The organism is Streptomyces sp. NPDC044984, from assembly GCF_040646935.1.
Lineage (GTDB): Bacteria > Actinomycetota > Actinomycetes > Streptomycetales > Streptomycetaceae > Streptomyces.
Genome location: NZ_JBEZBE010000027.1, coordinates 28,211 through 41,129, shown reverse-complemented (window position 1 = coordinate 41,129; position 12,919 = coordinate 28,211). Strand labels below are relative to the sequence as shown.

Here is a 12,919-nt window from a genome sequence, read left to right as displayed (position 1 = left end):
TGACCGGAGCAACTCACAGGGGCGCATGACAGGGGAAGGAGGAAGGGTAGGTTCCGGCGGTAGTGATCAACAGCGCCCAGCAAAAGGAGCTCTGCGTGACCGCCGTTGGCGACATACGCGGCACCACCACCCACCGCCGAGCCGTCATCTCCCTCCTCCGGCACCTGCGTTCGGCCGAAGGACAGGCCAATCCCCTCCCTGTCTGGGAAAAGTTGCGCGCCCTCGGGGACGTCGTGCCTTCTCCCTGGGGCGGCTACTTCGTCACCGGTTTCGAGGCATGCAGCCAGGTCCTGCGCAGCAGGGACTGGCTCGTGCCGGACTTCGCCTGGCAGGAGCGGCAACCCGACCCGAGCCGCTGGCAGGAGTTGGCCACCCAGGAGCTGACCGGGACCCTGTCCCGTATCAACCCCCCGACGCACACCTGCCAGCGACGGGCCCTGGGCAACCCGTTCGACCGCGCCACCCTGGAGGGCCTGCGTCCCCGGATCGCCACGCTCGCCTCCGGCCTCCTGGACGACCTGGAGGACCGTCTGCGCGCTGACGGGGAGGCGGACTTCGTCCGCACCGTCGCCGAACTGCTCCCGGTTCGCACGGTCTGCGAGTGGCTCGGCATCCCCGAAGAGCACTTCGCGCGCATCCTGGACTTCACCCACCGGCAGGCCTACGCCCAGGAGTTGTTCCCCACCAAGGAAGAACTCGCGGAGGCGGGCCGTGCCACGCTGGAGATGCGGGCCTTCTTCACCGAACTGATCCGCGAGCGGCGGGCCCGCCCTGGCAACGATGTCCTCACCGGCTGGATCCACTACTGGGACACGCAGTACCCGGACGATCGCGCCGCCGCGGACCGGGTGATCTACCACCTCACGATGTTCATCACCATCGCCTCCCTGGAGACCAGCGCGGTCCTGCTGACCAACGCGGTGCGGTTCGCCACCGAGGACCCCGCCCGGGCCGAGTGGCTGCGCGCGCACCCGGAGCACATCGAGGACCTGGTGGAGGAATCCCTGCGCTACGACCCCCCGGTGTGGCTCAACTCCCATGTCGCCGCCGACGACATCGTCCTCGCCGGCACCCCCATGCCCAAGGACACCACCGTCCACATCCTGTACGGTTCGGCGGCCCACGACCCCCGGCGCAACCCGGATCCGCACGTCTTCGACATCCTGCGTGGCGGCGGCCACATCACTTTCGGCAGCGGCGCCCACTACTGCCTCGGCGCGGCCCTCGCGCGTACCGAAGCGCGGGAGCTGATCGCCCAGGTGCTGGAACGCTTCCCGACCCTGCGGCCCGCCGCACCCCCCGCCTACGACGTCTCCCGGCTCGTCTTCCGCCGCATCACTTCACTGAAAGTAACGACATGAGCACCCGGCCCCTCACCGATCTCCCCGCCGACCGGATACTCAAGACCCTCCGCACCTACCGGCAAGGTCCTCTCCTCACCGTCGAACTGAACGTCCCCGAAGAGGGCAACGCCGTCACCGACGCCATGCTGGAGGACCTCCTCACCGTCCTCGACGACCAGGACCCGGCGGTACGGGTCCTGGTGCTGGCCGCCGCCGGAGACGAGTTCTGTCTCGGCGGTGACCGGCGCGAGTTCCCCCAGCACCTGGCCGACGACCCCACCGGCGGCGGCGTCCGTGTCAACGGGACGAAGGCCCTGCGTGTGTGCGAGGCCCTCACCGCCAACCCCGCCGTCACCATCGCCCGCGTCCAGGGCAGGGCCGTCGGCGCCGGCGTCGGGCTCGCGCTCGCCTGCGATCTGCGCGTGGGTGCGGACACCGCGTCCTTCCGCCTGCCCGAACTCGCCCTCGGACTGCCCCCCGCCTGGGGCGGGCTGCTGTCCCGCCTGATCAGCGAGGTGGGGGCCGCCCGTGTGCGGGAGCTGATCCTCACCGCACGTGTCTTCGACGCCCAGGAGGCCCTCGCCCTGTCGGTCCTCCATCGGGCCGTGCCGCGGGACGCGCTCGACGACGCCGTCATGGCCTGGGCCAAACCCGTCCTGCGGCGGTCGGCCTCCGCCCTGCGGGTCACCAAGGCCATGTTCAACTCGCTCACCGCCACCACCCGACTCGCCGACACCTCAGTGTTCGATCCCGAACTCCTGACGGCGGTCCTCACCCAGCAGCACCGGCCCGGCTGACCGCGGACGTGCCGCTCGGCGGGCGGACGCGGCGATCCGCGCCGGTCAGGTGGTCGTCCGTCCGTCGAGCGTCTCGCGCAGGGTGCCGGCGTGTCCCGCGCGCTGCGCGGTCTCGGCGATGAGGTGCATCGGCGACCCGCGCACGCTGCGCACGGCTCCCGGCACGTGCCGGGGGGCCTCGGGCAGCGGGCGGGTCGCCGACCGGTCGGGCACGGAGGCGACGATCTCCTCGCTGCGGGCGGCGCCCCGCTCGTAGCGCGCGAGACCGGCCTGTTCGTCGTTCGGTCCGCGCGCCGTGGCGGTCAGGTCGTGTCCTCTTCCCGGGGGAGTATCGACGGCATGCCGAAGACCTCAGCCCGACTGCTGTCCCTGCTCTCCCTGCTCCAGGCCCGCCGTGACTGGCCGGGTGCGCTGCTGGCCGAGCGGCTGGGGGTGAGCCCGCGGACCGTGCGCCGTGACGTGGACCGGCTGCGCGAACTCGGTTATCCCGTCGCGGCCTCCAAGGGGCCCGACGGGGGATACCGGCTGGACGCCGGCACCCGGCTGCCGCCGCTGCTGTTCGACGACGGGCAGGCCGTCGCCCTCGCCGTCGCGCTGCGGGCCGCCGCCACCACGGGGGCCGCGATCCGGGAGGACGCGGTTCGCGCCCTGGCCACCGTCCGGCAGGTCATGCCCGCACGGCTGCGCCACCGCGTCGACACCCTCCGGGTGACCACCGTGGAGCCGTCCGCGGCCCGGCCGCACCCGTCCGTCGACGGCGCGCTGCTCATGGCCCTGAGCGCCGCCGTCCACGCCGGCGAAGTGCTGCGCTTCGACTACGCCTCCCCGCCGGAGGGCACCGCCCGTCCGCCGCGCCGGGCGGAGCCGCACCGTCTCGTCAGCCGGGGCGGGCGCTGGTACCTCGTCGCCTTCGACCTCGACCGCGCCGACTGGCGCGTCTTCCGCGCCGACCGGATCACCCCGCGCAGTCCCACGGGGCCCCGCTTCGCACCGCGCGAGGTCCCCGGAGGCGACGTGGCCGCGTTCGTCACCGGCAGGTTCCGGGGGGCGGACGGCTCCGGCGAGTGGCCCTGCCGCGGCGAGGTGATCCTGGACCTGCCCGCCGCCACCGTGTCCCGCCACGCCCACGACGCCGTCGTCGAGGAACTGGGCCCCGGCCGCTGCCGGCTCCTCCTGGGCTCCTGGTCGTGGACCGCCCTCGCCGCCGGCGTCGGACGGTTCGACGCCGCCGTCGAAGTGGTCGGCCCGCAGGAACTCAAGGACGCCTTCGCGGTCCTGGCACGCCGTTACGCCCGTGCGGCGGCCGGTGCGCCCGGCGGGTGATCCACGGTCCCGAAAAGCCGTCGCGCCCCCGGGCCGGGCCGCCGGATTCCCGGGCCCCCTGTCCTGCGCACCGCGTTCGGGGCCGGGTACCAGGTGCCGGGTACCAGGTGCCGGGTGCCGGGCGCCGGGACGGCGACCGCCGAAAGCCGCTCACCGGCTGCTTCGCGCCGTCCACACCGTTCCGCGGGCCTCGTACTCGAGCATCTCCTCCAGGCCGACCGCGGCGTCCGCGCCGAGTTCCCGGCGCACCAGCCACAGGGCGAGGTCCAGTCCGGAGGTGACCCCGCCGGCGGTGACCAGGTCGCCGTCGTCGACCACGCGGGCGTTCTTCAGCACGCCGCCCTGCCGCTCCAGGTCGGCCCGCGCCCGGTGGTGGGTGGTGCAGGGGCGCCCCGAGGTCAGCCCGGCGGCGGAGAGCAGCATCACGCCCGTGCACAGCGCGCTGACGGTCAGCCCCGGGCGGGCCGCGGCGGCCAGGGCCCGGGGCAGGGTGCCCCGCCGGATCTCGGCCCACACTCCGGGGTCCTCGCGGCGCGCGTACCCGCCGCCGGGGACGACGAGGAGGTCCGCCTCCTCGGGGGCCCACCCGTGGCCGACGCGCAGGCGGGTGCCGTAGGCGGCCTTGACGGTACGCGGGCCGTCGACCGTCACGTAGCGGGTCTCCACTTCCCGGTCCGCGAAGTGGCCCGAGGCGGAGAACACCTCGTACGGGGCGGAGAAGTCGAGTTCCTCCACACCGTCGAACATGACCACGTGGACGCGCAGGGGCCGATCACGTCCGGGGGCTTCGGAGGGGGCGGCGTCGGCCCGGGTGGCGGCGCCGGCCGTCAGCGTCGCGGCCCCGAGCGCGGTGGTGGCGTGCAGGAGGGTACGGCGGTTCATCTCGGTCGGTACTCCGTTTCCCGGTCGGTCATGGGCAGGGGGACGGGCTCGTCCGCCAGGTACGGCGGTGCCGGGTCGTACTGGAGGGCACGGCGCACGGCGCGGGCGTGCTCGCGCCCGTGCAGGTGGCCGACGAGCCACAGGGCACTGTCGATGCCGGCGGAGACTCCCTGGCTGGTGAGCAGGTTGCCGTCGACGACATAGCGGGCGTCCCGGACGACGGTGACGTCACCGCGTTCCTCGAGCGCCTCCTCGTACTGCCAGTGGGTGGCGACCCGGCGGGACCGGGCCGGGCCGGCGGCGTGCAGCAGGAAGGCCCCGGTGCAGACGCCGACCACCCAGGTGGCGCGCGCGGCGGTGTCGGTGAGCCAGCCGGTGACCCGCTCGTTGCGGGTCTCGGCCTCCCGGGCGCCGTGACCGCCCGGTACAAGGACGACGTCCAGGGGCGGGTGGTCGCCGAGTGTGCGGTCCGGCAGTACCCGCATGCCCTGGGAGCACCGGACGGGCCCGGCGCGTTCGGCGAGGAGCAGGACGTCGTCCGCGCCGTCGCGCAGTCCGGAGGAGGTGGTGAACACCTCCCACGGGCCGGTGAAGTCGAGTTCCTGCGCCGAGTCGAACAGCAGGATTCCGTACGTGGTCATGGTCAGTTGCCCCAGCGCGCGGCGTCGGCCATGGTCTCCATACGGGTCCTGTGCGGCGGCACGGACCGCTCCCTCAGCAGTTCGGACGCGATGGAGAAGAGCGGGGCCTTCTCCGGGCGGTGCCGTGCCTGGGCGACGATCTCGTCGGTGAGGGTGGTGGCCATGGACAGCCGCGGATAGGCGGCGTGGATCGCGGCCCCGGTGGCGTCGTCGACGCAGCCCGTGTCCCAGCCGAAGTCCATGCCGGTCCCCTGGTGCACCAGGGCGCACAGGGTGCCGCGGCGCTCGGCGATGCCCGGCGTCGTGTGCAGGGCTACGGCCTCCCAGACGGCGTCGACGTCGGCGGCGGGCAGGCCCTGCTCGGTGAGGAACTCCGCGGCCGTGTCGGCGCCGTCCACCTCGAACCGCTGGTGGCGGTCGCCCGCCCGGGTCAGGCCGATGTCGTGCAGGACGCAGGCCAGGAACAGCAGCTCCGGATCGTAGTCGCGCCCCGGCTCCGCGCCCTGGTGGTCGGCGCGGATCCGGGCGAACAGCGCGCTGCGGACGCTGTGGTTGGCGGTCGCGGTGGGCTCCGTCCCGCGCACCAGGTCCAGCGCGCGGCGGGCGACGGGGGTGTCGGGGAGCGGCGGGACGCCGGCGGTCATCACGTCATTCATGAAATCGATGATCGGCTGTGTCAACCAGCCGCGACAGAGGCAGACTTGCCTCCATGCGAGAGGAAACTGCCACCCCCGCCGCACCGCACCGAGTGGCGGTGCTGGTCCTGGACGACGTGCTGCCCCTGGACCTGGGCATCCCGGCCCAGGTCTTCATCGCCGTGCCCGGTGATCCCTATGAACTGACCCTGTGCGGACGGACCGCGGGGTCGGTCCCGACCGCCGCGGGGTTCGCCGTGACGGTGACGGCCGGGCTGGAAGCGGTGCACGACGCGGACACCGTGGTGGTCCCGGGGTACGCACCGCACCTGCGGGAGCTCCCGGCGGACGTGCTCGCCGCACTGGCCGGGGCCCACGCCCGGGGCCGGCGGCTGGTGTCCATCTGCACCGGGGCGTTCGCGCTGGCCGCGGCCGGGATCCTGGACGGCCGCGAGGCCACCACCCACTGGAAGTACGCCGACGAACTGGCGGCACGCCACCCGAGGGTGTCGGTGGACCCGCGCGTGCTCTACGTGGACGAGGGACAGGTGCTGACCTCGGCGGGCGTCGCCGCCGGCATCGACCTCTGCCTGCACCTGGTGCGCCGCGACCTCGGTGCGCGGACGGCGAACCAGGTGGCGCGCTCCCTGGTCTCCGCTCCCCACCGCGACGGCGGGCAGGCGCAGTACATCAGACGGCCGCTGGCCCCCGACACGTACGGCGTCACCCTCGCGCCCACCCGGGCGTGGGCCCTGGCCCACCTGCACGAACCGCTGACGGTCCCCCGGCTCGCCGCGCACGCGCACATGGCACCGCGGACCTTCGCCCGGCGGTTCGTCGCCGAGACCGGTACGACTCCCCTGCGGTGGCTGCTCGCCGCCCGGCTCGACCGTGCCCGGGAGCTCCTGGAGAGCACCGGACTCGCCGTCGACCACATAGCCGACCGATGCGGTCTGGGCAGTCCCTCGAACCTCCGGCTGCACTTCCGCCGCACCCTCGGGACGACACCCACCGCCTACCGTGCGGCGTTCACCCCCACGGCGGACCCCGACGAGGACCACCGGCCCGCCGGCCGCCCCGCCGGCCCGGAGCGCCCCGGAGCCGGCGGGCCCAAGACGCCCTGTGCCCCTGCCCGACGCAGCACAGCGGGCACCCGGTCGGCACCGGGGTGAGCACGCCACCGTCACGTCGCTCCGAGGCCTGCCCGCTCCTCATGGGCCCTCGGGCCGAAGGACGACCGCGGGCCGGGCACCCGCGGAACACGGGTCCCGAACGCCTACGTCTCCGACGTCGGCCGGGGAGAGCCGTGCGACTGCGGGCCCGTAAGCCGTTCGCCCCTTCACGTAATCGGCGGCGGCGATCCGCGGCGGTTCGCCACGTGCCCGGCAGCGTGACCGTGCCATCCCGTACACCGGCCGCTACGGCGGCATGCTCGCCCCGCTGCGTGCGAGGCCTCGCGTCGGATCTCATTTGCGGTGCTTGCCGCGGTGCGGCCGGGAACGGATGCCGTAGGTGAAGGCGCAGGCGAGTCCGAGGCCTTGCAGCACCGCGCAGACGGTGATCAGCGTCCGTATGGCTGCCGGGTCGACGAGGGCCATGAGGAGGCCGGCGAGGGGGTAGGGCAGGAGCAGGAGCAGCACGGTCACGGACAGCGTGCTGCCGAACACCTCGGCGGGGATGAGGCGGGACCGAAGCGTGCGCAGTACGACGGCCAGCACGCTGTCGCCGGCCATGAAGACGGCGATCAGTATCAGGTACGCCCGGTAGGAATCGGCGTGCGCGATGAGGAAGCACGGCACGCTCGTCACCAGGGCGGCGCAGCGGCCCACCCTCGGCAGTCCCCACCGGTCGATCATGACGCGGCAGATGACGACCGCCAGCAGTGACGCGGCGGCCGCGCAGGACCAGATCACACCGACCGAGGCGCTGGACCGGCCCAGGTGCTGGACCACGATCACCGGGGTCGCCGCCTCCAGAAGGCCGAGGGCGAGATTGGAGAACGCCAGCCCGGCCACCAGCCACGCGAGCGCCGGCAACGTGCGCAGGGTGGACCAGCCGGTGCGCCATCCCCGTGGCACGGGCACGGTCGCCTCCGGCGCTTGCGGGGGCGCCTGGCGCATGCGCGGGGACACGGCGGCCGTCAGGATCGACAGACCGCCGATCACGGTGAGCATGCCGCTGGGGCCGTCCCACTGGAGAAGGAGGCCGCCTGCCGCCGGGCCGACCAGAGCGGCCGTCTGGTCGATGCCCAGGAGGACCGACTGGACGCGGTGTCCCGTGTCGCCCGCGTCCCTGCTGGCGATCGCGCCGACGCTTTCGGCCGCGATGTAGCTGAACTGGGTCAGGCACCCCGCGCACGCCGCCAGGAACATCACCAGGCCCAAGGCCTTGTCGTCATCGGTCGCCGCCAGGGCGGACGCCACGAGCCCGACGACCAGGGCCCGAGTTGTGGCGGCCACCCGGAACACCCGTGCGGGTCCGTAGCGGTCGACGGCCATACCGGCCAGACCGAACGTGCACAACCGCGGTGCCCATGTCAGCACGAAGGCGACACCGGTCAGGGAGGACGAGTTCGTCGTGCCCAGCACCAGCAACGGAATGCCGTAGGTGGCCATCGAGGACGCGGTCGCGTCCGCCAGACGGGGCAGGTAGATGCCCCTGATCCGGCCGTGGGTGACGGTGCGGGCGTGCCGGGGCGTGGCGGCGGACCGGACTTCCGGAGATATCAAAGGCGACAGGCTCTTCTGTGGACTGTGGCGGCGGTCGACGGGCGACCTGGACGGGGAAGGTGCGGGGTTCGGGAAAGCGGGTTCAGTCAGGACCGGGCGGGACGTCCACAGCCCGCGACGGCTGTGGGGAGCTACGGAATGTTCACCGATCAACGACCGGCACATCTGGAACAGCGTGATCAACTCGTCAAGTGTCACGCGAGGTAAGCCATGGCCTTGCGCGCCGAGGCGCGGCTCTCGGAGTTCACAGCCCCCGGCCGATCGCACTCCGGACGATCACGTGCGGTATCCACCCGAACGCCTCGAGCCGCCACGGCTCACCACGAGCCGCCGCACGGCCCGTCACCGACTTCGGTTCGTCAGGACGACGTTGAGGCGCCAAGGGTCGGGCCGGCGCGGGCCCTGAAGCCGTCGAGAGGATGCCGGGCCGGTACCGAAGGCGTTTGAGCCGGTTTCATGCGCCTGCGGATGCACGGGGTCGGCGTCCCCGTGCACGCCCCCGGCCGGCTCGGCTGCCCGGTGCGGTGGCCCCGGTGGGAGAGCGACACCGGTAGCGACTTCGTGCACTGGGTCGACCACCACGACCCCCCCCCGCTCGAAACGGGCCGGCTACCGCGCCCGCATGTGTCCGTGAGCGTGCCGCGCCGCGGTCTGTCCTCTCGCGAGTTCCCGGACGGCAGGAGCCGCGGGCTCACGGGGCATGGGTCGACAGGAGCGTCCGGGACAGCCTCGGGTCGGGATCGTGCCGATCACGGGCGCGCGGTTGGATCGGGTGGATCGGGCCTCCGACGTCCACTGCCGCGTGGGGGCCGGCCCCGCGCGGCGCCCGCCGTGTCCTGTCCGAGCGTGAGCATCGCCTCGGTGACCTCGCCGACCGCCGCGTCGGGGATCGCGGTGGCGGCCTCCTCGAGGACGAGCAGCCGCGCCCCGGGGATCTCGCGCGCGATCGCCTCGCCGTTGCCGACGGGGAAGAACCGGTCGCGGCGGCCGTGGACGACGAGCGTGGGGACCTCGATCCCGGGCAGGCGCTCGCGCCAGCGGGGTGTGCAGTCGAGCCTGGAGAACACCATGCCCATCTGGTCGGCCATCCGGACCGCCGGTGCGGTGCCGGGCGTGCGGTCCCAGATGCGCGCGGCGACCGCTCGCGCGGCGACGGGGTCGTCGCCGCGGATCTCCGCGCCGGCGGCGGCGAACTCCGCGACCGCCTCGCGGTCGGTCCAATCGGGCATCGGACGCGCGAACAGCCGGCTCATCGTCGCCCGGTCATGATCGGGGAGGTCGTCGTCGGGCGGGCCGGGGGCGACCGCGCGGGTGCCGACCAGGGTGAGCGCCGAGAAGGCGCCCGGATGGTCGAGCACGGCCACCTGGGCGACCATCCCTCCGACGCCGATTCCCGCAAGGTGTGCGGGTCCCCCGCCGAGCGCGTCGGCAAGGGCCGCCGCGTCGGCGGCGAGGTCGCGCAGGGTGTAGGCGGGCGCCTGCGGATCCGTCGTCGTCGACTCCCCGCTGTCGCGCAGGTCGTAGCGCACCGCACGGCGCCCGCCGGCGGCGAGGCGCTCGCACAGCGCATCGGGCCAGGAGAGCATCGTCGTCCCGCCCGCGAGCAGGACGAGCGGTGCGTCGTCGTCACCGAACGACTCGATGCCCAGGGCGATTCCGTTGACGTTGACCGTGGTCATCGGATCACCTCGGGATGTCGTAGGTCAGGTGCGTCGCGGTCGATGTCGAGACCACGCCCCGCTGCACCAGCGTGCGCGGCGCTCCGCCGGTGAACAGTGGCGTCCCGGCGCCCAGCACGACGGGCGCGAGGTGCAGCGTCAGCGCGTCGACCAGCCCGGCCTCCAGCGCCGAGCCGATCGTGGCGCCGCCGCCCATGAGGACGACGTCGAGGTCCTTGCCGCTGTCCGACGCCGCCGCCTCGGCTCGCTCGCGAGCGACGGTGACGGCGTCGGGCAGACCGGTGGTGACGAACGTCCAGTCGAGGTCGGTCGTCCGCACCGAATCCGGCAGCGAGCTCGTGACGACGACGAACGCGGGCCTGCCGACCTCGCCGGCGCCGTAGCCGGACGTGTCGTCCCAGCCGTTCGGCCCGTCGACCACGTCGAAGAGCCGACGGCCGAGGACGACCGCGCCCGAGCGGGCGGTCCCCTCGCGCAGGACCCGGCGGTCGTCGGGGTCGTCCGAGAACGCCCAGGTGTGCAGGGCCTCACCGCCGGCGCCCAGACCGTTGTCCGGGCCGGGGTCGGGGCCGGTGACGAAGCCGTCCAGGGAGACCGAGATGTCGGCGATGATGCGAGTCATACCAGGGCAGACCCGACCCGCCGCCCGAACTCATCGCTCACGCACGAAGCGTGTGGCCACGACGGTCCGCTCCGCACCGCTCATGTCCGGCGGGCATTTCGGTCGCCCGTACGGCCGGTCCCCGCCGTTCCCGAACGGTGAGCGAGACAGTCGCACGACACGGACGCCGGGGTGGACGGCATCCGCGCGGGCGGGCGGGTCGCCGTGTTCGGGACGGGCGTCCTGGGGCCCCTCGCCGTCCGGTTCGCGACCGGGCTCGGCTACGGGACCGTCGCCACCGCGCCGGCCCTCACCGCCTGGTTCACCGGTCTGCGGCACCTGCCCGCGGGGACCGTGGGCCTGATCGGACCGCTCGACCCCGCCACGGGCGTGCTGCTCGGCACGGCGGTCTCCGGAGAGGTCCCGACGATCCGGCAACCGTGCGGGCCGGTACTGGTCCTGGCCGGAGTCGTCCTCGTCCTGCCCGCCCGCGCGGGCCGACGCGACAGCGGTCAGGCGCCTCCCCGTGCTGTTCCGGGAGGTCCGCGCGGCCCACGCCCTGCCGGTCAGGCAGTTTCCCTCCGGCACCGGCGGCGTTCCCGACCAGGTGCCGCCGAGCCGCCCACGCGCCGGCCCGCACCCGGCCGGGACGCCCGGAGGACCTGCTCGGCGCCCGTCCCCCGCCGCGGCCGAGCGGCTCGCGGAGATCTGCGGACTGCGCCGGTCGCTCCAGGACGACCCCGCCGCCACGGGAGCCGACGGACGCGCAGCAGCACATCACCACCGTGCACGAGGGCCTGCGCCCGATGATCGGGGATCTTCCCCGACCCCCTTCTCAGCGCGCTCGCGGTCCGGCGCTCCGCTACATGTCGTGCCCATGGCGATTTTGTTACCAGGTGTTCAACTCCCTTGTCCTGAAAGGCAGTCAGCGACGAACCTTGCTTGCGGCCGGGAACGGAACACAACGCTCCCGGCAGCGGTGCGCGATCACGCGCGCCCGCCCCACAGACGCGCGCCCCACCAGGGCGCGCCACCCGGAGGAGGACTCCCCCGCCATGGCACGACTGCGCAGCAAGAGAACACGGTTCGCGGCGATCGCCGGTGTCGCGGCGGCCGCCCTGGCCGGCGGACTCACCGCGATCCCCGCCCAGGCCGCCCCCGTCGAGGGCACGGTGCTCGCCGCCGGCTCCCCCACCGCGGTCAAGGACAGTTACATCGTGACGCTGAAGAAGGCCGCCGGGTTCAAGGCGTCCTCGGACGCGGGCAGGGGCCTGGTCGAGCGGTACGGCGGCAGCGTGCGGAAGACGTTCGGCAGCGCGCTGAACGGCTACACCGCCACCCTCTCCGCCGCCGAGGCCGGCCGTCTGGCCGCCGACCCCGCGGTCGCCTCCGTCGAGCAGAACCAGCGGGTGAGCGTCGCCGCCACGCAGTCCAACGCACCGTGGGGCCTGGACCGCATCGACCAGGCCTCGCTCCCGCTGTCCGGCACCTACACCTACCCGGACAGCGCGGGCAGCGGTGTCACGGCCTATGTCATCGACACCGGCGTGCGCATAACCCACCAGCAGATCAGCGGTCGTGCCAGCTATGGTTACGACGCCGTGGACGGCGACACCACCGCCTCCGACGGCAACGGCCACGGCACCCATGTGGCCACCACCATCGCCGGATCCACCTACGGAGTGGCCAAGAAGGCGAAGATCGTCGCCGTCCGGGTGCTGGACAACAACGGGTCCGGGACCACCGCCGGGGTCATCGCCGGCATCGACTGGGTGACCAAGAACCACTCCGGCCCCTCGGTCGCCAACCTGTCGCTCGGCGGCGGCGCGTCCACCACCCTGGACACGGCGGTGCGCAACTCCATCGCGAGCGGCGTCACTTACGCGGTCGCCGCGGGCAACAGCAACGCCAACGCCTCCTCCTACTCCCCGGCCCGGGTCACCGAGGCCATCACCGTGGGCGCCACGACCAGTACGGACGCCAGGGCGAGCTACTCCAACTACGGCTCGGTGCTGGACATCTTCGCCCCGGGTTCCTCGATCACGGCCGGCTGGCACACCGGTGACACCGCGACCAGCACCATCTCCGGCACCTCGATGGCGACCCCGCACGTCGCCGGAGCTGCGGCGGTCTACCTGGCCGGCCACACCTCCGCCACCCCGGCCCAGGTCGCCTCGGCCCTGGTGAGCGGCGCGACCACCGGCAAGGTGACCGGCCCCGGCTCGGGGTCGCCGAACCGGCTGCTGAGGCTCGTGCCCTGACGGATCCCCGGCCGGGCGGTGACCGTGT

General features: G+C 73.6%; 11 protein-coding genes and 2 pseudogenes. 6 read left to right on the top strand and 7 right to left on the bottom strand.

The window, feature by feature from the left end; translation table 11 throughout:
* The first annotated feature begins 95 nt into the window (after positions 1-95).
* Together AB0A94_RS26705 and AB0A94_RS26700 are read left to right on the top strand one after the other, a co-directional pair.
* The gene (locus AB0A94_RS26705; RefSeq protein WP_361748337.1) at positions 96-1,361 is read left to right on the top strand and encodes a cytochrome P450; all 1,266 of its coding nucleotides are present in this window, start codon (positions 96-98) and stop codon (positions 1,359-1,361) included.
* Complete coding sequence (locus AB0A94_RS26700) at positions 1,358-2,140, top strand: enoyl-CoA hydratase/isomerase family protein (RefSeq protein WP_361748335.1); 783 nt, start codon at positions 1,358-1,360, stop codon at positions 2,138-2,140. Before AB0A94_RS26705 ends, AB0A94_RS26700 begins: the two co-directional genes overlap by 4 nt.
* A 45-nt stretch (positions 2,141-2,185) precedes the next feature.
* Here AB0A94_RS26700 and AB0A94_RS26695 read toward each other — a convergent pair.
* Positions 2,186-2,410: pseudogene (locus tag AB0A94_RS26695) on the bottom strand (DUF664 domain-containing protein); the annotation flags it as partial.
* Between the two features lie 69 nt (positions 2,411-2,479).
* Between AB0A94_RS26695 and AB0A94_RS26690 the strand changes: the two are divergent.
* A complete protein-coding gene (locus AB0A94_RS26690; protein WP_361748333.1) occupies positions 2,480-3,463 on the top strand; it encodes a WYL domain-containing protein in 984 nt (327 codons plus the stop codon).
* A 150-nt stretch (positions 3,464-3,613) separates the two neighbouring features.
* Here AB0A94_RS26690 and AB0A94_RS26685 read toward each other — a convergent pair whose 3' ends face one another.
* Genes AB0A94_RS26685 through AB0A94_RS26675 form a run of 3 tightly spaced genes read right to left on the bottom strand, consistent with a single transcriptional unit; the run spans position 3,614 to position 5,642 of the window.
* A complete protein-coding gene (locus AB0A94_RS26685; protein ID WP_361748331.1) occupies positions 3,614-4,345 on the bottom strand; it encodes a DJ-1/PfpI family protein in 732 nt (243 codons plus the stop codon).
* Entirely contained in the window at positions 4,342-4,986 is a 645-nt protein-coding gene (locus AB0A94_RS26680) for a DJ-1/PfpI family protein (protein WP_361748329.1), read from the bottom strand. The genes AB0A94_RS26685 and AB0A94_RS26680 overlap by 4 nt, the downstream gene beginning before the upstream one ends.
* A gap of 2 nt (positions 4,987-4,988) precedes the next feature.
* The gene (locus tag AB0A94_RS26675) at positions 4,989-5,642 is read right to left on the bottom strand and encodes an HD domain-containing protein (protein ID WP_361748327.1); all 654 of its coding nucleotides are present in this window, start codon (positions 5,640-5,642) and stop codon (positions 4,989-4,991) included.
* A 53-nt stretch (positions 5,643-5,695) separates the two neighbouring features.
* Here AB0A94_RS26675 and AB0A94_RS26670 point away from each other — a divergent pair, with 53 nt between their 5' ends.
* Entirely contained in the window at positions 5,696-6,793 is a 1,098-nt protein-coding gene (locus tag AB0A94_RS26670; RefSeq protein WP_361748325.1) for a helix-turn-helix domain-containing protein, read from the top strand.
* Positions 6,794-7,087: 294 nt separating this feature from the next.
* Here AB0A94_RS26670 and AB0A94_RS26665 read toward each other — a convergent pair whose 3' ends face one another.
* From AB0A94_RS26665 to AB0A94_RS26655, 3 genes are all read right to left on the bottom strand, one after another.
* A complete protein-coding gene (locus AB0A94_RS26665; protein ID WP_361748482.1) occupies positions 7,088-8,284 on the bottom strand; it encodes an MFS transporter in 1,197 nt (398 codons plus the stop codon).
* A gap of 815 nt (positions 8,285-9,099) precedes the next feature.
* On the bottom strand, positions 9,100-10,029 hold the full coding sequence (locus AB0A94_RS26660; RefSeq protein ID WP_361748323.1) for an alpha/beta hydrolase: 930 nt from the start codon (positions 10,027-10,029) through the stop codon (positions 9,100-9,102).
* Positions 10,030-10,033: 4 nt separating this feature from the next.
* On the bottom strand, positions 10,034-10,651 hold the full coding sequence (locus AB0A94_RS26655) for a dihydrofolate reductase family protein (protein ID WP_361748321.1): 618 nt from the start codon (positions 10,649-10,651) through the stop codon (positions 10,034-10,036).
* 255 nt (positions 10,652-10,906) lie between these two features.
* On the opposite strand from AB0A94_RS26655, the pseudogene AB0A94_RS26650 reads away from it, so the two are divergent.
* Together AB0A94_RS26650 and AB0A94_RS26645 are read left to right on the top strand one after the other, a co-directional pair.
* A pseudogene (locus tag AB0A94_RS26650) lies at positions 10,907-11,125 on the top strand (EamA family transporter); the annotation flags it as partial.
* A gap of 560 nt (positions 11,126-11,685) precedes the next feature.
* Positions 11,686-12,891 (top strand): S8 family peptidase, encoded by a 1,206-nt coding sequence (locus AB0A94_RS26645; protein WP_361748318.1) that lies wholly within the window; start codon positions 11,686-11,688, stop codon positions 12,889-12,891.
* Positions 12,892-12,919: the final 28 nt, after the last annotated feature.

Bases quoted from the DNA above. Each gene is read 5' to 3' on its own strand.
- AB0A94_RS26700 (WP_361748335.1), top strand. From the start codon at position 1,358: ATGAGCACCCGGCCCCTCACCGATCTCCCCGCCGACCGGATACTCAAG.
- AB0A94_RS26690 (WP_361748333.1), top strand. From the start codon at position 2,480: ATGCCGAAGACCTCAGCCCGACTGCTGTCCCTGCTCTCCCTGCTCCAG.
- AB0A94_RS26685 (WP_361748331.1), bottom strand. From the start codon at position 4,345: ATGAACCGCCGTACCCTCCTGCACGCCACCACCGCGCTCGGGGCCGCG.
- AB0A94_RS26680 (WP_361748329.1), bottom strand. From the start codon at position 4,986: ATGACCACGTACGGAATCCTGCTGTTCGACTCGGCGCAGGAACTCGAC.
- AB0A94_RS26675 (WP_361748327.1), bottom strand. From the start codon at position 5,642: ATGAATGACGTGATGACCGCCGGCGTCCCGCCGCTCCCCGACACCCCC.
- AB0A94_RS26670 (WP_361748325.1), top strand. From the start codon at position 5,696: ATGCGAGAGGAAACTGCCACCCCCGCCGCACCGCACCGAGTGGCGGTG.
- AB0A94_RS26660 (WP_361748323.1), bottom strand. From the start codon at position 10,029: ATGACCACGGTCAACGTCAACGGAATCGCCCTGGGCATCGAGTCGTTC.
- AB0A94_RS26655 (WP_361748321.1), bottom strand. From the start codon at position 10,651: ATGACTCGCATCATCGCCGACATCTCGGTCTCCCTGGACGGCTTCGTC.
- AB0A94_RS26645 (WP_361748318.1), top strand. From the start codon at position 11,686: ATGGCACGACTGCGCAGCAAGAGAACACGGTTCGCGGCGATCGCCGGT.